The organism is Maribacter arcticus, assembly GCF_900167935.1.
GTDB classification, from domain to species: domain Bacteria; phylum Bacteroidota; class Bacteroidia; order Flavobacteriales; family Flavobacteriaceae; genus Maribacter; species Maribacter arcticus.
This window is the reverse complement of record NZ_FUYL01000014.1, coordinates 47,166-67,884: the sequence shown is the minus strand read 5'-3', so window position 1 is coordinate 67,884 and position 20,719 is coordinate 47,166. Positions and strand designations below refer to the sequence as shown.

General features: G+C 32.5%; 21 protein-coding genes and 1 pseudogene. 13 read left to right on the top strand and 9 right to left on the bottom strand.

Features of this window, described 5'->3' with window-relative positions; genetic code table 11:
- Position 1 precedes the first annotated feature (1 nt).
- Together B5X55_RS18230 and B5X55_RS18225 are read left to right on the top strand one after the other, a co-directional pair.
- A complete protein-coding gene (locus B5X55_RS18230; protein ID WP_079514599.1) occupies positions 2–232 on the top strand; it encodes a hypothetical protein in 231 nt (76 codons plus the stop codon).
- A 250-nt stretch (positions 233–482) separates the two neighbouring features.
- Positions 483–1,976: a M20/M25/M40 family metallo-hydrolase gene (locus B5X55_RS18225; RefSeq protein ID WP_079514597.1), complete on the top strand. Its 1,494-nt coding sequence runs from the start codon at positions 483–485 to the stop codon at positions 1,974–1,976.
- Positions 1,977–2,041: 65 nt separating this feature from the next.
- Here the strand turns inward: B5X55_RS18225 and B5X55_RS18220 are convergent, their stop codons facing one another.
- From B5X55_RS18220 to B5X55_RS18210, 3 genes and pseudogenes are all read right to left on the bottom strand, one after another.
- Positions 2,042–2,698, bottom strand: coding sequence for a TonB-dependent receptor plug domain-containing protein (locus tag B5X55_RS18220; protein WP_079514595.1), 657 nt, complete (start codon positions 2,696–2,698; stop codon positions 2,042–2,044).
- Positions 2,699–2,765: 67 nt separating this feature from the next.
- Positions 2,766–5,312: a phosphoenolpyruvate carboxylase gene (locus tag B5X55_RS18215; RefSeq protein WP_079514593.1), complete on the bottom strand. Its 2,547-nt coding sequence runs from the start codon at positions 5,310–5,312 to the stop codon at positions 2,766–2,768.
- 293 nt (positions 5,313–5,605) lie between these two features.
- Positions 5,606–6,275 (bottom strand): annotated as a pseudogene (locus B5X55_RS18210) (uracil-DNA glycosylase family protein).
- 83 nt (positions 6,276–6,358) lie between these two features.
- Between B5X55_RS18210 and B5X55_RS18205 the strand changes: the two are divergent.
- Positions 6,359–6,487: a 30S ribosomal protein THX gene (locus tag B5X55_RS18205; RefSeq protein ID WP_079514591.1), complete on the top strand. Its 129-nt coding sequence runs from the start codon at positions 6,359–6,361 to the stop codon at positions 6,485–6,487.
- Positions 6,488–6,489: 2 nt separating this feature from the next.
- On the opposite strand, the gene B5X55_RS18200 is transcribed toward B5X55_RS18205, so the two are convergent.
- The 4 genes from B5X55_RS18200 to B5X55_RS18185 all read right to left on the bottom strand — a co-directional run bounded on the left by B5X55_RS18200 (position 6,490) and on the right by B5X55_RS18185 (position 9,377).
- The gene (locus tag B5X55_RS18200; protein ID WP_143814541.1) at positions 6,490–6,855 is read right to left on the bottom strand and encodes a hypothetical protein; all 366 of its coding nucleotides are present in this window, start codon (positions 6,853–6,855) and stop codon (positions 6,490–6,492) included.
- 47 nt (positions 6,856–6,902) lie between these two features.
- A complete protein-coding gene (yaaA, locus tag B5X55_RS18195; protein ID WP_079514586.1) occupies positions 6,903–7,664 on the bottom strand; it encodes a peroxide stress protein YaaA in 762 nt (253 codons plus the stop codon).
- Between the two features lie 93 nt (positions 7,665–7,757).
- On the bottom strand, positions 7,758–8,786 hold the full coding sequence (locus B5X55_RS18190) for an RluA family pseudouridine synthase (RefSeq protein WP_079514584.1): 1,029 nt from the start codon (positions 8,784–8,786) through the stop codon (positions 7,758–7,760).
- Positions 8,787–9,377, bottom strand: a complete 591-nt coding sequence (locus B5X55_RS18185; RefSeq protein ID WP_079514582.1) for a PASTA domain-containing protein — start codon at positions 9,375–9,377, stop codon at positions 8,787–8,789.
- 173 nt (positions 9,378–9,550) lie between these two features.
- Between B5X55_RS18185 and B5X55_RS18180 the strand changes: the two genes are divergently transcribed.
- The 6 genes from B5X55_RS18180 (at position 9,551) to B5X55_RS18155 (ending at position 15,849) form a co-directional block, all read left to right on the top strand.
- Complete coding sequence (locus B5X55_RS18180) at positions 9,551–10,525, top strand: D-alanine--D-alanine ligase (RefSeq protein WP_079514580.1); 975 nt, start codon at positions 9,551–9,553, stop codon at positions 10,523–10,525.
- 31 nt (positions 10,526–10,556) lie between these two features.
- Positions 10,557–11,009: a pantetheine-phosphate adenylyltransferase gene (coaD, locus tag B5X55_RS18175; protein WP_079514578.1), complete on the top strand. Its 453-nt coding sequence runs from the start codon at positions 10,557–10,559 to the stop codon at positions 11,007–11,009.
- A gap of 229 nt (positions 11,010–11,238) precedes the next feature.
- Positions 11,239–11,418, top strand: coding sequence for a hypothetical protein (locus tag B5X55_RS19100; RefSeq protein WP_079514576.1), 180 nt, complete (start codon positions 11,239–11,241; stop codon positions 11,416–11,418).
- 380 nt (positions 11,419–11,798) lie between these two features.
- Positions 11,799–13,652 (top strand): PAS domain-containing sensor histidine kinase, encoded by a 1,854-nt coding sequence (locus B5X55_RS18165; protein ID WP_079514574.1) that lies wholly within the window; start codon positions 11,799–11,801, stop codon positions 13,650–13,652.
- A complete protein-coding gene (locus tag B5X55_RS18160) occupies positions 13,639–14,043 on the top strand; it encodes a response regulator (protein WP_079514572.1) in 405 nt (134 codons plus the stop codon). Before B5X55_RS18165 ends, B5X55_RS18160 begins: the two co-directional genes overlap by 14 nt.
- 66 nt (positions 14,044–14,109) lie before the next feature.
- Positions 14,110–15,849, top strand: coding sequence for a M14 family metallopeptidase (locus B5X55_RS18155; protein WP_079514570.1), 1,740 nt, complete (start codon positions 14,110–14,112; stop codon positions 15,847–15,849).
- A gap of 7 nt (positions 15,850–15,856) precedes the next feature.
- Here the strand turns inward: B5X55_RS18155 and B5X55_RS18150 are convergent, their stop codons facing one another.
- Entirely contained in the window at positions 15,857–16,447 is a 591-nt protein-coding gene (locus B5X55_RS18150) for an NUDIX hydrolase (protein ID WP_079514665.1), read from the bottom strand.
- A gap of 7 nt (positions 16,448–16,454) precedes the next feature.
- Here B5X55_RS18150 and pyrE point away from each other — a divergent pair, with 7 nt between their 5' ends.
- Positions 16,455–17,099: an orotate phosphoribosyltransferase gene (gene pyrE / locus B5X55_RS18145; RefSeq protein WP_079514568.1), complete on the top strand. Its 645-nt coding sequence runs from the start codon at positions 16,455–16,457 to the stop codon at positions 17,097–17,099.
- Positions 17,100–17,101: 2 nt separating this feature from the next.
- On the top strand, positions 17,102–17,494 hold the full coding sequence (locus B5X55_RS18140) for an orotate phosphoribosyltransferase (RefSeq protein ID WP_079514566.1): 393 nt from the start codon (positions 17,102–17,104) through the stop codon (positions 17,492–17,494).
- Here the strand turns inward: B5X55_RS18140 and B5X55_RS18135 are convergent.
- Complete coding sequence (locus B5X55_RS18135; protein WP_079514565.1) at positions 17,491–18,222, bottom strand: biotin--[acetyl-CoA-carboxylase] ligase; 732 nt, start codon at positions 18,220–18,222, stop codon at positions 17,491–17,493. The two genes, B5X55_RS18140 and B5X55_RS18135, sit on opposite strands and share 4 nt — an antisense overlap.
- Before the next feature lie 93 nt (positions 18,223–18,315).
- Between B5X55_RS18135 and rsfS the strand changes: the two genes are divergently transcribed.
- Positions 18,316–18,693, top strand: coding sequence for a ribosome silencing factor (gene rsfS, locus B5X55_RS18130; protein ID WP_079514564.1), 378 nt, complete (start codon positions 18,316–18,318; stop codon positions 18,691–18,693).
- A gap of 9 nt (positions 18,694–18,702) precedes the next feature.
- On the top strand, positions 18,703–20,709 hold the full coding sequence (gene ftsH / locus B5X55_RS18125; protein ID WP_079514562.1) for an ATP-dependent zinc metalloprotease FtsH: 2,007 nt from the start codon (positions 18,703–18,705) through the stop codon (positions 20,707–20,709).
- Positions 20,710–20,719 lie beyond the last annotated feature (10 nt).

Below are 20,719 nucleotides of genomic sequence, written 5' to 3'. Positions count from 1 at the left end.
TTTGAAAGAATTCACAAGCAATTGGAAATTGATACTCCTGTTATGTCTAACCTTGGGAATGGCACCTTTTTTTCCTGAGCCTCATATTTATGGAAAGTTAAAATGGATTATTGGAGGCGCACACGGAATGGGATTTATGGATTGGTTTGATGTGTTATTACATGGGTTTCCATTTGTACTGCTTATTCGTTTAATTGTACTGAAATTTTTCAAATCAAAAATTAGTAAATAGTCTTATTCTTTTGTAGTACTCACTCCCATTTTAGGTGATGATTGGGGATTATTCAATTACGGTTTTAATTACCTTATTGATTAAAATATAACATCAAGACACAATATACTGATCATGTCTGGAGGGTATATGTGACATTAAAAATAATTCGACAATCATATTATGAACCTTAACATATGTACTAGTCAATTTTTGAATAGATTTCACTGCATTTTCATTACTTTTAAAGAATATATCTACAAGAACATTCATGAAAAAATTTCTTTCTTACCTACTATTCTTATCTCTTTGTTATAGTTATTCACAAGACTCTGTTCTAATAAAATCTAAGGTTGCCAATGCTATAACCGAATTGAGAGATTTTGTAGCGATACCAAATGATGCATTGAATGCAGATGATATAGATTCTAATCTTTTTTGGCTTAGAAAAAAGTTTACAGAACGAGGATTCAATAGTTCTATTTTAGATACTGAAGGTCTTCCCTTATTCTTTGCAGCATTACCCATGGATGATAGCAAGCCTACTATTTTATTTTATATGCATTTAGATGGACAATCTGTAGACCCATCAAAATGGGACCAACCTGATCCATACAAAGTAGTTTTAAAATCTAAAACTGAGGATGGCTGGAAAACGGAACCATTTTCTGATTTATCTGATGATATTAATTATGATTGGCGCCTTTTTGGTAGATCAACCTCAGATGACAAAGGCCCTATCGTAATGTTCTTAAATGCAATTGATATACTCAGAAAAGAAAATGTAGACATCCCATATAATGTAAAAGTCATTTTAGATAGTGAAGAGGAAAAAAGCAGCGCTCCATTACCGAAAGCTGTACGAACATATAAAGATTTACTTAAAGCAGATTTCTTAGTCATTAATGACGGACCTGTTCATGTTTCTGGAAAACCTACTATCGTTTATGGCTGTAGAGGCATAACTACACTTTCATTAACTACTTACGGCCCCATTATTCCTCAACATAGTGGTCATTATGGTAATTATGCACCAAACCCTGGGTTTCAATTAGCTCAACTACTTGCGACTATGAAAGATACTGAAGGGAAAGTTCTAATAAAGGGTTATTATGACGGAATTACCTTAGACGAGGCAACTCTTGAAATCTTAAAAAGCGTACCCGATAATGCAGAAGAAATCAATTCTAATTTAGCCATTTCAACTCCAGAAAAAGTAGGTAGTTTTTATCAAGAATCACTACAATACCCTTCTTTGAATATTAGAGGCTTAGGTTCTGCATGGATCGGCGATCAAGCAAGAACAATCGTACCTGCTACCGCAACAGCTGAGTTAGATTTGAGATTAGTACCAGAATCTGATGGTAACCGCCTTAAAACATTAGTAAAAGAACATATTAAAAAACAAGGGTATCATGTAATGAATACTGTACCTACTAAAGAGGAGCGTTTAAAGTATGACCATATCGTTACTGTTCAAGAAGGCTCTGTTACCGATGCTTTTAGAACAGATTTAAATAACCCTTATGGTAATTCAATCGTAAAAACATTGAAAAACAAATTTGGCGAAAAACCAGTTCAAATAAGAATTATGGGCGGTACAGTACCAATTTCTCCATTTATAAATGAATTAAAAATTCCAGCTTTTATTGTTCCAATGGTGAACCCAGACAATAATCAACATAGCCCAAATGAAAACTTAAAAATTGGTCAAATTGCTTATGGTATTAAACTTTTTTGTGCCTTATTGAGTACAGAGATGTAAATTTCAGTATTTTAATTATTTGTGAACTTTAGTTCTATTATTAACTGAAAAATACAATAAGTCAGTTAATGCTTCATCTTAATAACGATAACCCCATTAGCACCTCGAACCCCATAAATTGAGGCATCTTGATCACGAATGACCCTAACAGAGGCTACATCTCTAGGGAAGATATACTCTATAGATCCTACAACAGCCCCATCTACTATAATTAAAGGGTCTTGACCTGCATAGTCGGAGTTTATTGCATTACCACGCAAACGGATCGTACTCCCTACAACGGTAGCACCGGGCACTTCATTCGCAATTAATTGATAAATATTCAAATACTCACTATAGTCATTAGGCTTTTTACCTGTTCTGATTATATTGTTATTAAAACCCAATTCTTTCAATTTCTCTTCAGAGAAATTAGACTGAATCTTAGAAAATACTAATAAGACCGTAGTATTTCCTTGAAATGGTATAGTTTCAATACCATAATTCTGTGAATATGCAGAAATATATTTAGTATTAGAACGTAGCCCAATTTCAAACCTTCCCTTTTTATCTGTAGTTGTTTTTGTCTTCACAGAATCAAGATAGATTATTGCCTTCTTTACTGGCTCTTGTTGTGAATTTAGAACTGTACCGGTTAGCCATGTTATTTTATCATCAGTATCTTGAGAAAAAATTTGAAAGGAAAAACACAAAAACAGGAAAACAATTACAAAACTTTTCATATTCAATATTTTAAGTAAACGTTATTAATTTCCTGTTCAGGTAGCCTCTCAAACTAGAATAAGAATATTAAGCAGAATTTCTACTTGCATTAATATTGCCATATAGAGATCGTGTTACAATTTTCTCATACAATTCTTTAAATTCTGTGCCTTCGCCAATTCTTTGAAGTGCATATTGTTGTATTACTAATAATGGTAAAACTATATTCTCTCTAATTTTAATAGACTCTCTAGAAATCGCTTCTTTTTCCATCAAAATTTTCATTCCAGATAATTTCAATAACATTGCTTTTGAAAGTATATACTCTGCATGTAGAATTTCCCAAAATGCGCCATATTCCTCATTCTCTTTCATATAGCTAGTCAATTCAAAATAGCATTTTGAAAGACTCATCATACTATTCATCATTAGGGCTTGAAAGAAAGGAACTTCTTCATAAAGTTTTTGCGCCTCCTCAAACCTACCATCATCTTCTAAAGACTTTAATGCTGTACCAATTCCATAATAGCCTGGTACGTTTTGCTTTAACTGGCTCCAAGATCCTACGAATGAAATAGCCCGTAAATCAGACAACTCTAATTTAGCCTTATTACCACGCTTACCTGGTCTACTACCAATATTTGCCTTGGTATAGTACTTCAACGTACTCATATTCTCTAAATAAGGCATAAACTTATCATGATGCTTTAACTCATCATATTTCTTAAAGCTTAATTCAGATAGCTCTTCCACTAACTTTCTATCAGATTCAGAAATTGAAATTTCCTTCCCTAAAATGGTATTAGATAGTCCTGCCGTTAATAATTGCTCACTATTATAAATAAATTGCTCTTTTGTACCATAAGTACTTGTAATAGTTTGACCCTGAATAGTAAGTTGAATTTCATTATTTGCAACTTCTTTAGTCTGTGCTGCATAAAAACGATGTGTTTTACCACCACCTCTTGCCGGTGGACCTCCTCTACCATCAAAGAAAATAGCTGCAATATCATTTTCATCGCAAACCGCAGAAAGTTCTTCTTTTGTTTTTAAAATAGACCAATTCGCTTTTAAATAACCGCCATCTTTAGTGCCATCAGAGAAGCCTAACATTATAGTTTGCTTATTGTTTCTGTTTTGCACATGAGCTCTATACTCTGGTAAGTTGAACATATATCGCATAGTTTTCTGTGCGCTGTCCATACCTTTCATTGTTTCAAATAACGGCACTATATCAAATGTTATTTTTTTATCTGCCCAACCACACCATCTAAAAAGAGCATATACAAACAAAATAGAGAAAACGTCTTCAGAATTACTAATGATATATCTATTACAACCTTCCTCACCATTCTTATCTTGTATGGTTTGTAATTGAAGAATGTTCTTAATAGTATCCTTTACAATTTCCTCTTCATAATCATTTGGTTCTAATTGGAAATTTTCATGCAGTAAAATATCAATTAGGCGCTCTTCAGATAGTTCACTAAGTTCTTCCTTAATAAATTCTTTCTTTTTAAGAACTTCTACCATAACCTTGGTATGCATACTATGATCTTGGCGAATATCTATTGTAGCAAAATGAACTTTAAAAATTTTCACCTTATCAATAAAACGCTCTAAATCTTTTAAATATAGACCTTGATATTTTTCAATCAAGATTAGTCTAATTTCCTCAAGGGGAATTATCAAATCTTCATATCCAATATCTTTTAAACTATCGAACATTGCTATATACAAATTCGACCGTAGTTTCTGTAATGGCTCTTGTACATCTTTAAAAGTAAGTTTATGCAAAAGGCTCTTAAGCTCATTGTAATAACATTTCATTAATGTTAAACGAAGCTCGTTCATTACATCTCTTGTAATATCTGCTGTTACAAAAGGATTTCCATCACGGTCACCTCCTGGCCAAAATCCTAATTTTACAATATCATGATTCTCAAATTGTTTTGACCCCACACTAGCTTTTATATAGGCATACATATCACCAATTGCATCGTAATATACATTTCGTAATGTATAAATGATGTTTTTTGCTTCGTCTAAAGGCGTAGGTTTCGTAGCATTAATTAATGAGGTAAGTCCCAATTGTTGTAACCCAACATCTATCTCATCTATTTTATCTTCAAGAATCAACGTTCTAAGATTAGTGATAATATCTAATACAGCCGGAGTATAGAATTGTGTAGGGTGAGCCGTAAGTACAATTCTAGCACTAAAGGTGCTTAGTTTATCCCAAATAGTATCCCAAGAATTATTCTTTTCAACCAATTGAAAATATTCTCTCAATGACAATGAACTAGAATGCTTATGTAATTTCGGGAATGCTGCATCTTCAACACTATCATAAAGTACCACTTGGCGCTCTACATATTGTATAATGCGAAACATAAAATCAATTTGTTCTTTTTCTGATTCTATTTCCACAAAATTCTCGAAAAAATTCTCTAGAATTTCTTTCGGATTAAGGCCATTACTCAAACCCTTTTCTGATTGGTTCAGCAATAACGGTATCAACATACCTACATTCTCTATATTCTTGTAAGGTAAATTAAGGAATAGACTGTTATAGACATTAAATTTATTTTGGACAGACTTTTTAAATTCTGCCAACCTTTCTTGTTGTTGCATATTTCAAAAACTTTTGGCCATACCATTATGGCAAACTTGATAAATTTCGAATATAAATATCGCTATTCCAAGAGAATCTAGAGAATCATTTCATCGAAATATCATTTTACTAGAAGTATACCACAAAATAGTATGTATTGACAACAAATATTCTAAAATACTAACAAAGCTATTTACATTTACAGTGTAATCAAGCAAATAAAATTTTCATTTTCATATAGTGTTCTCGTAAAAGAGTCTTGTTCTAAAAGCAAGACTCTTTTTAGTTTTAAAAAGTTCTAGCCACACCATACTTAGAAAAAATTTTTATACTGCAGCACCCTAAAATCTATGGTATTGAATTCGGCATTTTCGCGTTTCATTCTCTTATAGCTTTCAAGACTACCTATTGCCCTATTCGCAGCGCCAGAAGGTGCTATTAACGAAACTGTTTTTATATTATTCTTTGTGATTGGGTGAATAAACTGATGTAATCGGGGAACAGTGTTTAAAATATTAACCAATGAAACATCATATTCTTTTAAATGTTTTCTGAAAAAATATTCAGGTCCGTTTTTACTATTTTCCTCCTGTAAAAAGAAGTGTTTTCACTTTAGGATACTTTTCTAAATAATCTAGTACATTACGTAACTCAATATTCTGCATTCCTATATCCGACGCATCTACTTTCTCTCGCTCAGCCGATGCCACAATATCACAAACACCAATATGTCTTTGCTTTAAAAATGATTTTCGTTGTTCAATAGCTTCTTGGGTAGTTTCAAACTTTAAGTTCAAATTAAATATTCTATCTAGAATTGGCCATAATTGACCATCTCTACTACCGTAGCAAAAATTAACATCACCTTCTTTTAAATCACCCGTTGTAAATCGTGGTGGCGGTAAGGTACCTACAATAAGTTTCTCTGTATTATGGTCAATAAAAGGTTCATAAGGATGACTATGAAGAAATACTTTTTGCATTATAGGTTTACTCTCTTAAGTTCTTTATACCGACTATTCATTCCTAAATTACTAACTTTAAGTGAAATCAAAGAAAAAGAGTTATGGGTAAAGGAGACAAAAAGTCAAAAAAAGGGAAAATATCAAACAATTCTTATGGTGCAAGAAGACCTCGAAAAATCAAAAAAAGACCAACGATTGAGGAGAAAATAAAAGTTAGCAAAAAAAAGTAATCCTATTCGTCAATTCTAAAGTTTAGACCTACTTGATTTTCTTCATCCAAAGTTATCTCGTAGGTATAGAAACCTATTGGTAAAGAATCAGTAGAAACTTCCGTAGGAAAATAATTAAAACTAGTAGAATCAGTTAGTATGTTAAGTGAAGTATATGGATAAGCCTTTTCAAACTCTATATATTCAGAGAATTTACCCGCTTCGATATTTTCATATACCGTGTCATTTTGAGTTACCCGAACTTCAGTAAAAAACAAACTTGTACTGTTCTGAATACGAATATTTACCATGTTTACATTATCATCCCTATCCGTACAAGAAAAGAATAAACCTATGCAAAAAATTGAAAGTAATAATATCCGTTTCATATGCGCTATTTAAGTATATCTAATAACGTAGAACAGTAGATAATATTTTATCTAATAAATACAGGTTCGTTTTGCTTTATGGTATGCTCTTGACTGAATTCGTAATCATCTAAATTGAAACATTTAATATCTTCTAAGGTATTCGCGTTAGAATCTAAAATATATCGCACCATAGAGCCTCTTGCCTTTTTAGCAAAAAAACTAATAATTTTTAATTTATCATTCTTCCAGTCTTTAAATATGGGCGTAATAATTTCTGCACGTATATTCTTTGGTTTCAAAGCACTATAGTATTCATTACTTGCCAAATTAACAAGTAACTCGCCCTCTTCCATTTCATTGTTTAAATGTTCGGTAAGTCTATTACCCCAATATTCATAGAGATTTTTCTTTCTACCGACCTTTAAAGACGTTCCCATTTCTAATCGATAGGGTTGCATTAAATCGAGCGGTCTTAAGATACCATACTGACCAGATAGAATTCGAAGTATTTTTTGCAGACGCTCTATTTTATCTTCCGATAACGTATACGCATCTAAACCTTGATACACATCACCATTAAAAGCATAAATAGCCTGTCTGGAATTTTCAGGAGTAAACGGAGTTTCGAAATCTTGATTTCGTTGCCAATTTAATTGCGCCAAATTATCTGAAATAGACATTAGCTCAGCTAGCACTTTTGGCTTTTTCTTAGCCAAAAGCTTGTTCAGCTTCTCAGCATCATCAATAAACTCGGGCGATGTATATTTAGTAGTTGGAAGTTCACTTTCGTAATTCAATGATTTAGCCGGTGAAATAACAATTTTCATAGTGCAATTTTTAAATAGACCCAAAAATAAAAAGGAATTGTAGGAAGACCTACGAAAGATAAAAAAGAGTTTAAATAGCGTTATCGAAGAATCTTATTCTATACTGCCCTTACTATAGTTACGCCATTTCTCTATTGCATTTATCATATCTTCTGGCACTACAGAATCAAAACTCATGTGCTCACCAGTAACAGGGTGAATAAAGCCCAAAGTCTTAGCATGCAATGCTTGTCTTGGTAATAATTTAAAAGTATTATCTACAAATTGCTTGTACTTTGTAAATGTTGTTCCCTTTAAAATTTTATCCCCACCATATCGTTCATCATTAAATAATGTGTGACCAATATATTTCATGTGAACACGAATTTGATGTGTTCTACCTGTTTCTAATTTACAAGAAACTAAGGTTACATACCCCAATCGTTCAAGTACTTTAAAATGGGTAACTGCTTCTTTACCTTCTTCACCTTCTGGAAAAACATGCATTTGCAATCGATTCTTAGGGTTTCGGCCTACATGACCAACTACAGTGCCTTCATCTTCCTCAATATTACCCCAAACTAAAGCGATGTATTCACGTTCAGATGTCTTATCAAAGAACTGCTTTGCTAAATGGGTCATAGCCGCCTCAGTCTTTGCTACTACTAATAACCCAGACGTGTCCTTATCTATTCGGTGAACCAAACCAGGTCTTTCGTTACTATTTGCCGGTAAATTATCTGAATGAAAAATAAGTGCATTTATTAAAGTTCCAGAATAATTACCATGACCTGGGTGAACTACCATACCTGCTGGTTTATTGACAACCAATAACACATCGTCTTCATAAACAATATCTAATGGAATATCTTCAGGAACCAATAAAAATTCATGTGGCGGGTGCTCAAACAACACCTTTACCTCATCACCTGCCTTAACCTTATAATTCGATTTTACAATCTCATCATTTACCCAAACATGGCCTTCTTTTGCAGATTGCTGAATTTTATTTCTAGTAGCATTTTCAATGAAATTCATTAAAAATTTATCTACTCTTAAGGGTACTTGTCCTTTAGAAGCTACAAAGCGGTAATGTTCAAAAAGTTCACCATCTTCATTCTCCGGTTGCTCTATATTCTCCATTTATTGTTCTGATTCAGCTTTTATGATGGCACGTTCAGTTATGGCGCCATTTCCACAAATCAATTCTATCTTTGATGTTTTAGGTAGTTTATCTCCAGGTTTTATATACTTTCCTTTAAACTTTAATTGATAAACCATGTCTTTTCCTAATTCGTCTACGTAGGTTACACGTTCCACATCTAAACCTACTGCTTTCAACATTGAAGAAGCATTACGTTTAGTTACTTGTATTATTTTTGGCACCGTAACCTTTTTATATCCTGAAGGATTAACCGTTAAATATATTTTTCTATTTGTCTTTACTTTAGCTCCTGCTACTGGATCTTGAGTTATTATAGAAAATCTCGGGTAATCTGGATTATAACTAGCAGAATCTAACACTTCATATCTAAGTCCGGCTTCTTCAATCGATTTTCGCATATCCATAACCGACTTTTTAGAAAAATCTGGCACTTCAACAAATTCACCATGATTTGTAGTGCTGTTAAGATATCTCAACACAAGAAAAACCGTAACTACCAATACCAACAACGCAAGACCTAATTGAATTAAAAATGTCTTACTTTTTAAAAAATTGAAAAAATTCCTCATACTTATTATTTGACCCCACAAATATAGTAAATGCCCTCATACCATTTAGCCGCTTCGGTTTATAGTTACTTCATTACCAAAATCAATATTGTTTGTATTAATGCACTTAGTTTTCTTTTTTATTTTATATCAATACTTCATCTTTGTTCTAACTTTCTTTATAGACCATACAAATGAAAAAAAATATTGCAATTATAATGGGCGGTTATTCTAGCGAATATAAAATATCGCTTAATAGTGGTAACGTGGTCTATAATTATTTGAATAAAGACAAATTCAACCTTTTTAGAATTCATATTTTCAAAAACAAATGGGTTTACGTAGATGATTCTGATAAAGAGACTATGATTGATCGCAATGATTTTTCAATACCCTTGAACGGAAGCTCAATAAAATTTGATTGCGTTTTTAACGCTATACATGGTTCGCCAGGTGAGGACGGACTAATGCAAGCTTATTTTGAATTATTAGGCATTAAGCATACCTCTTGTAACTTTTATCAAGCCGCACTGACTTTTAACAAAAGAGATTTATTAAGTGTTCTTAAACCCTATGGCATTAAATCGGCACCTTCTTATTATTTGAATTTAGGTGATGAAATTAATGAGACCGATATTATTAATAAGGTGAAACTTCCTTGTTTTGTGAAAGCAAATAAATCTGGTAGTAGTTATGGTATCACTAAAGTCTATAAAAAAGAAGAATTAAAAAGTGCCATAGAAACAGCTTACAAAGAGGATGATGAAATAATCATAGAAGGTTTTCTTGAAGGTACAGAAGTTTCTGTGGGCGTTCTAAAACTGAAAGGCGAAACAACAGTTTTTCCTATTACAGAAATTGTCACTGAAAATGATTTCTTTGATTACGAAGCTAAATACGAAGGCAAGTCACAAGAAATTACACCAGCAAGAATTAATAAAACTCAGCTAGAAAAAGTCACAGCAGTAGCTAAAAAAATATACGATGTACTTAAGATGACAGGTTTTTCGAGAAGTGAATTCATATTCATTGGCGACGATCCTTTCTTATTAGAAATGAATACAACACCAGGTTTAACGACCGCCAGCATATTACCCCAACAAGCTAAAGCAGCTGGTATTGAACTAGGTATGTTATTTGAACACGCCATTAAAGAGGCATTGTCTTAAAATAGTTATATTTAAAAAGTAAAACCTTTCTATGAGACGCGCAATCTTCCCTGGTTCTTTCGACCCTTTAACATTAGGCCATCATGATATTATCATGCGAGGTATAACTCTATTCGACGAAATAATTATTGCTATAGGAAAAAATGCCGACAAAAAATATATGTTCAGTTTAGAAAAACGAATGCAATTTATTGAAGAGGCTTTTAAAGACGAAGCTTCAATTAAAGTGAAAACATACCAAGGTTTAACAGTAGATTTTTGTAAGAAAGAGGATGCCAATTTTATTTTGAGAGGTCTAAGAAATCCTGCGGATTTTGAATTTGAGAAAGCAATTGCACATACGAACAGAAAATTGTCAGAGATAGAAACCGTATTTTTATTGACTTCATCGGGCAAATCATACATTAGCTCTTCTATTGTAAGAGATGTAATTCGCAATAATGGAGACTACACAGGCTTAGTACCAGATTCTGTAAGAAAATAGATTTTCAGTTTAATTGCACAACACATAAGTGATTTTCAACAACAATTTTAGATAAAATCACAACAATTACATATGATTAGTTAGAATATTCCTATGAATTAATAAGAAAATTCTTTCTATGTATTTGAATTAAATAAAGCCTTTCATTTTCATTAGATTGGATTGTGCAAATCCCTTCTTCTATAGCTATAATTGATACAAATTTTAAACTTATAAGTGCTTCACCTAGATGGCAAGCAAGTTTTCAATTAACCTAGACCAAATAGAAAGTCAAAATTTTATTGAATTATTTCCTGAACTAGCTGAAGAGTTAAAGACACATTTAGAATATAGCTTAGATGGTTTAAGGGATATTAAGTTTAAGTATAATTCAAAAAATTGTAATTATTCTTCAAACGATTCTATTTAACACCTTAACCCTTGGAAAGATGGTTGTGGTAACATAATAAGTGCGATAATAAAAGTAGAATCAATTTCAAAAACGCATGAGCTTGAATTAAAACTCAGTAAGACCAAACAAATACTCAATCAAAAAAGCGCTGTCACAAAAATTAAAAGCTGGGATTACGATGTAGAGAGTGAAACATTACACTGAACAACAGTAGTTAATAAAATATATGGAGTATCAGAAGACTACGAGCCAACTTTCAAAATATATTTCAATAAAAAATATTAAAACCTGACGAATAAGCAGATTAAATTAACTTATACAACGATAATTTACTAATTCACAACAATTATACTCCTAACCTCCACTTTACTCTTATTATTGTAAGAAATTACATCGGTATGATAAAAGTCCCCCTAACATTAAATACCTCGTACATAATTAATCAATTGCCTACACCAACGGCTTTTATTGATACTGATTATAATATTGTTCATACATCCAATAAATGGAAGAGCATATTTAGCAATAATAGCGAGAACTATAAATCTAAAAGCTTATTTAAACTTTTCCCACACCTAAGTCCTAAATGGAAAATGGTATTAGAAAATTGTTTTAAAGGAAATGCTCAGCCTATGGGTATTCATAAAACAAAGAATATTAATGAAGAAGAATTATGGTTTGAGTGGTCAAATGCACCTTGGTATGATTCTGATGAGAATATTGTTGGCGCTATTATTCAATTATATGATATAACCGATTCTATCAATAACGAAATAGAATTAAGGAAGAAAGACCTGCAGTTACAGCAGCAAGCTGAAATAACCAAAATTGGTCGATGGGAATATGATTTAAAAGACAATAAACTTACTTGGTGCACTACAACGAAGGCAATACATGAGGTTCCTCCGCATTTTAAACCTAACATTGAGAACGCACTATTCTATTATAAAGAAGGTCACAGCAGAAATGCCATCTCTATGGCTCTTTTCGAAGCTCAAGATAATGGTAAGGCATGGAGTAATTTAAAATTACAGATTATAACAGCTAATGGTAACGAAAAATGGGTTATGGCCAGTGGTAAACCCGTTTATAACAAAGGTGAATTGGTTGGCTTAGTGGGTACATTTCAAGATATTCATAACCAAGTTGAGGCTGACATCAAATCTTTGGATAATGAAAAATTATTGAGAACATTAATCGATAACTTGCCGGTCAATGTTTATATAAAGGATACCGAATCTAGAAAAATTTTAGTTAATAAAGCTGAATGTGAGTTTTTAGGAGTTGATAACCCTGAAGATATTTTAGGGAAAAGTGATTTTGAATTGTATCCTAAAGAATCAGCAATTAAGTCGCGAGAAGAAGACTTAAGGGTAATGAGCACATTAAAACCTGTTATTGGCAAAGAAACTATAAACATAAAATTAGATGGCAAAGAAACGTCCTTTCTTAGCTCAAAAATACCCCTACTTAATAATAAAGGAATTGCTTATGGCCTTGTAGGTATTAGCTTAGATATTTCTAAACTAAAAGAGAAAGAGTCTGAGTTAAGAAATATCATTAATATAGCATCAATTCAGAATAAAAAACTTCTGAATTTTGCTCACATTGTTTCTCACAATTTACGATCCCATTCAGCTAATTTTTCAATGTTATTAAACTTCTTAGAAAGCGAACCCGATGAGGAGGAAAAGGTTCGAATAATAGGAATGCTTAGTGAAGCTTCTAATAATCTATTGGATACACTTGACAATCTAAATGATGTTATTTCTATTAACACTCACACCAACATAGAAAAACAAAAAATTAACTTGCACGACAAAGTGATAAGCGTAAATCAAAATCTGATTTCATATCTTTTTAATAATAATGCAACAATAAAAAATAATATTCCTACAAATTTTAATGTAAAGTCTGTACCTTCTTATTTAGATAACATTTTAACTAATTTCATAACAAATTCTGTTAGATATAAGGATCCCAATAGAAAACCAATTATAACCTTAAGTGCAGTTAAAAAGAACAACTATTCTATCTTAACGATTGCAGATAATGGCTTAGGCATAGACCTTGAAAAGTATGGTAAAAAATTATTTGGTATGTACAAAACCTTTCATGAGCATAAAGATGCCAAGGGAATTGGGCTTTATATTACTAAAAATCAAATTGATGCAATGAACGGTAAAGTAGAAGTAACTAGTAAAGTAGGAGAAGGAACAGAATTTAAAATATTCTTTAATGACAAAGATTAGTGATATCACTATAATTGACGATGACGCAATAACAGTTTTTGGCTTACGCAAATTAATTTCTCGCACAGTAGATTGTGAATCAATAATATCGTATGGTAATGGATTATTAGCATACGATGGAATAAAGAAAAGGTTAGAACAAAAAGAGCGAATTCCTCAAATTATCTTTTTAGACATTAACATGCCTATTATGGATGGTTGGGAATTCTTGGAGGTTTTTATAAAACTTCCTATTTCTGACAAAATTAGAATCAACATAGTTACATCTTCAATTGACCCTTTTGATAAAAAACAATGGGATTTTTATAAAAATAAAAGTCACCATTTAATCACATTCAATCAAAAGCCAATTGATTGGGATAAAATTGCTGAAATTACTAAAATTGTATAAGCAATAAAGTATTGATTATTTTAGCTAAGTTAATAAAGGCTTACATCTTAAAATACTTGCTCGGCAATGAGAATACTACAACAATTACTGCTATTGGTTTTATTTATTTCTTGCGAGAAAAAAGCAGACCATACCAAAGCTGATTTCCCTACTCCTTTCGAAATTTCGAACAAGACCGAAACTGCTACCTATGAACAGGTGGTTGAATTCTACCTTGAGCTATCTAAAGAATTTTCAAGTATAAACTTGCAAACTATTGGCACGACTGATAGTGGTAAACCTTTGCATTTAGTAACCTTTAGTCCACAGGGCGATTTTGATTTTAAAAAATTAAGCGAAAACCATACCTTAATGCTTATTAACAACGGCATACACCCTGGCGAGAGTGACGGAATTGATGCCACGATGTTATTGTTTCGAGATTTAGCAAGTAAAAAAATAAAAACTCCAACACAAACTATCATAGCTACCATACCTATCTATAATATTGGCGGCTCTTTAAATCGAAATAGCACCTCAAGGGCAAATCAAAACGGACCTAAAGAATATGGATTTAGAGGTAATGCCAAAAATTATGACCTCAATAGGGATTTTATTAAAACAGATACGAAAAACGCTGAAACGTTTGCTCAAATATACCATCTTGTTAATCCAGATGTTTTTATTGATAATCATGTAAGCAATGGTGCAGATTATCAATACACACTGACCCACTTATTTACACAACATAATAAACTAGGTGGAAAATTAGGAGAATATGTTCATGACAGGTTAATGCCACAGCTAAAAGATTCACTTTTAAAATCTGACTGGGAAATTACACCCTATGTAAATGTCTTCAACAAACCACCAGAATTAGGGTTTCAACAATTCATGGACTACCCAAGATACTCTAGTGGTTATACTACATTATGGAATACTTTGGGTATGATGGTAGAAACTCATATGTTAAAGCCATACGACAAACGTGTAGAAGGAACTTATGAACTAATGTGTAAAATGATTTCAATTACTGAAAAAGATGGAAGCGACATCAGATCTTTGCGCGATAATTCGTTAAACTCATTCAAGGTAGATGATTATTATCCAATCGCATGGCAACTAGACACAACGAGAGTATCTAAATTTATATTTAAAGGATATAAAGCAGATACCATTATAAGTAAAGTGACTGGGTTACCACGGTTAAAGTTCAATCGTGATATACCAATTGAAAATGAAGTAGCATATCAAGATTATTTTAAAGCATCAGATTCGATAAAAATCCCAAAAGCTTATGTTATTGGCAAACAGTGGCAGAATGTTTTTAAGAGATTAGATTTAAACCATATAACGTATTCAACTCTCAAAAACGACACGATCATAAAGGTTGAAGCATACAAAATAGTTGATTATCAAACGGTTTCAACACCTTACGAAGGTCACTACTTACACTATAACAGTACAATAAATTCAATTGAAACCAATGTAAATTTTCATTCTGGCGATATAGTAGTACCAACAAATCAACCAGGAGTTAGATATATTTTAGAAACTTTAGAGCCCACAGCTATAGATTCATTCTTTAATTGGAATTTCTTCGATACTATTCTTCAGCAAAAAGAAGGTTTTTCTCCTTATGTTTTTGAAGATACTGCACTTTTAATGCTAGAAAATGATTCAGTCCTAAAAAATACGTTCTTCAACAAAAAGAAACTAGACGCGAATTTCAGCTCTAACTGGTATCTTCAGTTAGATTGGTTGTTTAAACAAAGTAATCTCTATGAGAAAGCACATTTACAATATCCTATTTATAGGATATTGTAAACTTAAACTAATCGCCTTCAAACAAAATTTTAATATTCGCGTATGAATTTAAAAGCGCCTTTTGAATTTTAACTGGACCTTTCCATTTCACTTTTACGATTCCCTCCTTTTTTTCAGGCTTTAGTTTGCCTGTGTAATCGGTCTTCATCGCATACCAATGCACTTGTTTAAGCGTAATTATTCCGTTATTTTTAAAAATATGATAGGTGGTACGTAAAAAGTTTTCAATTTTGAGTCCTTTAACACCCGTTTCTTCCTCGACTTCTCTAATGGCGCAATCTTCGATTGATTCGCCTTTATCTAATTTACCTTTTGGCAAGTCCCATTTATCATTTCTATAAATAAATAGTACCTTACCTTCATCGTTAGTAACTACTCCCCCAGCGGCAACTACTAATGGAATTTCTTTAGTAAACTTCTTTAAAATTTCCTCATGATTTGGGTGGTAGATGTATGCTGATTCTAGCTTTCCTTTCTTCAAAGACCTTATTGCCTCATGTATAGAATCCTGATTTAGTAGAAAATACTCCCCATTTGCTGTTTCGGAGAGCTTATTTGTTAAAATCAAAGGCAATTCATTAACAAAAACTTTATACATTTGCGTCATGGTTTTAGACAAAAACACGGCTAAAAAAACAGCAGAGCTTCTGTTGCAAATTAATGCAATAAAATTGAAACCGGAAAATCCTTTTACTTGGGCTTCTGGATGGAAATCTCCAATTTATTGCGACAATAGAATTTTACTATCTTATCCTATCATCAGAAACTATATTCGTGATGAAATGGCCAAGCAAGTTGAACAATTATATGGCAAGCCAGATTGCATCGTTGGCGTTGCTACAGGCGCCATTGGTATCGGTGCATTAGTGGCAGACAAATTAAATCTCCCCTTTGTATATGTGAGACCGGAAGCAAAATCTCATGGTAGGCAAAATCAGATTGAAGGCCACTTAGAAGCACACCAGAGTGTAGTGGTCATCGAAGACTTAATTAGCACAGGAAAAAGTAGCTTGAACGCTGTAGATGCTTTAAGGGCTATAGATGCTAATGTAAAAGGCATGTTGGCTATTTTTACCTATGGTTTTGAAACAGCATTGAATAATTTTCAAGAAAAAAACATCGAACTACACACTTTAAGTAGTTACGAATATCTTATAGAGCAAGCATCTGACACGGGATATGTGAAAGAAGAGCAGTTAAAAACATTAATGGAATGGAGGAAAGATCCTTCACATTGGTCAAATAAATAATTATGTTTATAGAAACACCAAAAGCTCAAGTATCAAAAAGTAAAGAAGATACTTTTAACTTTTTAAACGAATTATCTAACTTCAGACAATTAATGCCTGAAAACATTAGTAAGTTCGAAGTTTTAAGTGAAAACAGATTTTTGTTCGCATTAAAGGGAATGCCAGAAATAGTATTAGAGAAAAAAGAGCAAACTCAATTTAACAAAATTGTTTTAGGTGCTGCGAGCGAAAAACTTCCTTTTACTTTAACTGCAGATATTATAGAGTTAGAAAATGAAAAAAGTGAAGTAGTCTTAAGTTTCTCAGGTGAATTTAATGCAATGATGGCAATGATGATTAAAACGCCTATTACAAACTTTATAAATACGCTTTCAACTAATTTAGCGAAGATTTAATACTGAAGTTGTATTTCTTTTAATCCAAATTCCTGAAGGCTTCCATTTTCGATTTGCACTTTAAGTTTTCCATTTTTAGAGACTCCTTCTATAACACCTTCAATAAGTTCTTCCTTTTTAATTATAAAAGTGCTCTTCACTCCTATTTTAAATAATTGAGAATGGTATTTTTCGTACAATTCATTTTCAAAAGTTAAAATGGGGCTACTTAATTGTTGATGTAAATTTTCAATGATAGCGTAAAATACTGAATCAAGATTAAAATTATGCCCCATTATAGTCTTTAAAGAAGAGGCATTTGGAGCATTTTTAAATTCAGTTTGATTTACATTTAACCCAAACCCAATTATACTTCGTTTTATTTTTGAACCAGAAATAATATTTTCAATTAAAATACCTCCTATTTTAAAATTACCTGACAGAATGTCGTTCGGCCATTTCACCTTCAAATTCGGAATATTCAATTGATTTAAACTTTCTAAAATACTTAATGAAACACAAACATTCATTAGATACAAACGGTCTATAGATACGTCAATATCTTTTTTCAATACACTGATTGCTAGATTTTTACCATTTTCAGATTCCCATTTAGAATTTAATTGACCTCTACCTAAAGTCTGATTTTCAGTGGTTATTATCGTGAAATCTTGTAGTTCTTTTTTTGCTGATAATTCCTTCAAATAGGTATTAGTAGACTCCGTGGCATCAAGTTTGATTATTTGCATTTACAGTACTTATCGTGAATCTTTAATCTATTGTTAAAAACTAGACATAAAAGAACAAAAAAATAATAACTTTGTAAAAACTAAAATTTTTGAATGCAGGAAAGTAAAGCTAGTGTAGATGAGTTAATTGCATTAATAATACAGGGAGTTGACGAAGTTAAAGGGCACAATATAAATCTATTAGATTTAAGAGAAATTGAGAATACCGTATGTGATTACTTCATTGTTTGTAACGGTACCTCTAACACGCATGTAAATGCAATCGTAGGTTCAATCCAAAAAACAGTAAGCAAAGCGATTCAGGACAAGCCTTGGCACGTAGAAGGTGAGGACAATGCAGAATGGGTATTAATGGACTACGTAAATGTAGTAGTTCATGTATTTCAAAAGCAAGTTCGAGAATTCTACGACATAGAAGGCTTATGGGGTGATGCGAAGTTCACAACCATAGAAAGCAGCGTTAATAAATAAAAAATTAAAATGGCAAAAGAAAACAAAACAAGTCCGAAAAAACCAAAGTTTAGCTCTTGGTGGATTTATGGATTAGTAGCAGTATTACTTATAGGATTTCAATTATTTAATAGTGATGATTTAGCAAGCACTAATAAAACTACTACTTCAGAACTACAACAGTATTTAAGAAATGGTGATGTCAAAAAAATAATGATCATCACAAACACCAATCAGGCGAAAGTTTTCTTGACTGACGAGGCTATGTCTAAAGAAGTGCATAAAGACGTTAATGAGAAGTCTTTTCTTCCTACATCTGATAACGTACCTCAGTACACCTTGGATTATGGTGATCTTCAAATTTTTCAAAATGAGATAACCGAAATAAAAAAGGAAAACAATCTGCCCACCATAATAGAATTTGGTAAGGAATCAACAGCCATTTTAGATTTCCTTCTTTCTTTATTGCCATTTGTATTGATTATTGGTATTTGGATATATTTAATGCGAAGAATGTCCGGCGGCGGCGGCGGCGGCGCAGGTGGTCAAATTTTCAACATCGGAAAATCTAAAGCTAAATTATTCGATGAGAAGACCGATACCAGAACATCATTTAAAGATGTTGCTGGTTTAGAAGGGGCAAAAGAAGAAGTTGAAGAAATTGTTGACTTCTTAAGAAACCCAGATAAATACACCTCTCTAGGAGGTAAAATTCCTAAAGGCGCATTATTAGTAGGACCTCCAGGAACAGGTAAAACTCTTTTAGCTAAAGCCGTTGCTGGTGAAGCAAAAGTTCCTTTCTTTTCACTTTCAGGTTCAGATTTCGTAGAAATGTTCGTAGGTGTTGGTGCATCTAGAGTAAGAGATTTGTTTAAACAAGCAAAAGATAAATCTCCAGCTATCATCTTTATTGATGAAATTGATGCTATTGGTAGAGCTAGAGGTAAAAATAATTTCACTGGTTCTAACGATGAACGCGAAAATACACTTAACCAATTATTGACAGAAATGGATGGTTTCGGCACCAATACAAATGTTATTGTATTGGCAGCAACCAACCGTGCAGATGTATTGGACAAGGCTTTAATGCGTGCAGGTAGATTCGATAGACAGATTTATGTTGATTTACCAGACATTCGTGAGCGTAAAGAAATTTTTGAAGTTCACCTAAGACCTATCAAAACTGCAGAAACACTTGATTTAGATTTCTTGGCAAGACAAACTCCTGGTTTCTCAGGTGCAGATATTGCTAACGTTTGTAACGAAGCTGCTTTAATTGCAGCACGTAAAGAAAAGAAAGCTGTTACTAAGCAAGATTTCTTAGATGCCGTTGACAGAATAGTCGGTGGTCTTGAAAAGAAAAACAAAATAATTACTCCAGGAGAAAAAGAGACTATTGCTTATCATGAAGCTGGTCACGCAACCACTAGTTGGATGTTAGAACATGCTGCTCCATTAGTAAAAGTAACTATTGTACCTAGAGGGCAATCGTTAGGTGCTGCTTGGTATCTACCAGAAGAACGTTTAATTGTTCGACCTGAGCAAATGTTAGACGAGATGTGTGCTACTATGGGCGGTAGAGCTGCAGAGAAAGTGATTTTCAATAAAATATCTACAGGTGCTTTAAGTGATTTAGAAAAAGTCACTAAACAAGCTAGAGCAATGGTAACTATCTATGGTCTTAATGATGAAATAGGAAACATTACCTATTATGATTCTGCAGGACAAGATTCTTATGGTTTTTCAAAACCTTATAGTGAAGATACGGCTCGAAAAATAGATGCTGAAATATCTAAAATTATAGAGGAGCAGTATCAAAGAGCTATTAAAGTTCTTACCGACAATAAAGACAAATTAACAACTTTGGCTGAAAGGTTATTGGAGAAAGAAGTTATCTTTAAAGAGGATTTAGAAAAAATATTTGGAGTACGAAATTTCGAAAAAGATATCTTAGCTCTAGAAAACAAAAAAAAACTTGAGAAGATTAAAGATTCAGATTCTAAAACAGAAGAGGAAGAAATTACAGATAATAAATAATATTGCAGTA

What these genes read in the sequence shown, in the direction of transcription:
- B5X55_RS18225 (WP_079514597.1), top strand. Translation starts at nt 483, where the DNA reads ATGAAAAAATTTCTTTCTTACCTACTATTCTTATCTCTTTGTTATAGT.
- B5X55_RS18220 (WP_079514595.1), bottom strand. Translation starts at nt 2,698, where the DNA reads ATGAAAAGTTTTGTAATTGTTTTCCTGTTTTTGTGTTTTTCCTTTCAA.
- B5X55_RS18215 (WP_079514593.1), bottom strand. Translation starts at nt 5,312, where the DNA reads ATGCAACAACAAGAAAGGTTGGCAGAATTTAAAAAGTCTGTCCAAAAT.
- B5X55_RS18205 (WP_079514591.1), top strand. Translation starts at nt 6,359, where the DNA reads ATGGGTAAAGGAGACAAAAAGTCAAAAAAAGGGAAAATATCAAACAAT.
- B5X55_RS18200 (WP_143814541.1), bottom strand. Translation starts at nt 6,855, where the DNA reads ATGAAACGGATATTATTACTTTCAATTTTTTGCATAGGTTTATTCTTT.
- yaaA (WP_079514586.1), bottom strand. Translation starts at nt 7,664, where the DNA reads ATGAAAATTGTTATTTCACCGGCTAAATCATTGAATTACGAAAGTGAA.
- B5X55_RS18190 (WP_079514584.1), bottom strand. Translation starts at nt 8,786, where the DNA reads ATGGAGAATATAGAGCAACCGGAGAATGAAGATGGTGAACTTTTTGAA.
- B5X55_RS18185 (WP_079514582.1), bottom strand. Translation starts at nt 9,377, where the DNA reads ATGAGGAATTTTTTCAATTTTTTAAAAAGTAAGACATTTTTAATTCAA.
- B5X55_RS18180 (WP_079514580.1), top strand. Translation starts at nt 9,551, where the DNA reads ATGAAAAAAAATATTGCAATTATAATGGGCGGTTATTCTAGCGAATAT.
- coaD (WP_079514578.1), top strand. Translation starts at nt 10,557, where the DNA reads ATGAGACGCGCAATCTTCCCTGGTTCTTTCGACCCTTTAACATTAGGC.
- B5X55_RS19100 (WP_079514576.1), top strand. Translation starts at nt 11,239, where the DNA reads ATGGCAAGCAAGTTTTCAATTAACCTAGACCAAATAGAAAGTCAAAAT.
- B5X55_RS18165 (WP_079514574.1), top strand. Translation starts at nt 11,799, where the DNA reads ATGATAAAAGTCCCCCTAACATTAAATACCTCGTACATAATTAATCAA.
- B5X55_RS18160 (WP_079514572.1), top strand. Translation starts at nt 13,639, where the DNA reads ATGACAAAGATTAGTGATATCACTATAATTGACGATGACGCAATAACA.
- B5X55_RS18155 (WP_079514570.1), top strand. Translation starts at nt 14,110, where the DNA reads ATGAGAATACTACAACAATTACTGCTATTGGTTTTATTTATTTCTTGC.
- B5X55_RS18150 (WP_079514665.1), bottom strand. Translation starts at nt 16,447, where the DNA reads ATGTATAAAGTTTTTGTTAATGAATTGCCTTTGATTTTAACAAATAAG.
- pyrE (WP_079514568.1), top strand. Translation starts at nt 16,455, where the DNA reads ATGGTTTTAGACAAAAACACGGCTAAAAAAACAGCAGAGCTTCTGTTG.
- B5X55_RS18140 (WP_079514566.1), top strand. Translation starts at nt 17,102, where the DNA reads ATGTTTATAGAAACACCAAAAGCTCAAGTATCAAAAAGTAAAGAAGAT.
- B5X55_RS18135 (WP_079514565.1), bottom strand. Translation starts at nt 18,222, where the DNA reads ATGCAAATAATCAAACTTGATGCCACGGAGTCTACTAATACCTATTTG.
- rsfS (WP_079514564.1), top strand. Translation starts at nt 18,316, where the DNA reads ATGCAGGAAAGTAAAGCTAGTGTAGATGAGTTAATTGCATTAATAATA.
- ftsH (WP_079514562.1), top strand. Translation starts at nt 18,703, where the DNA reads ATGGCAAAAGAAAACAAAACAAGTCCGAAAAAACCAAAGTTTAGCTCT.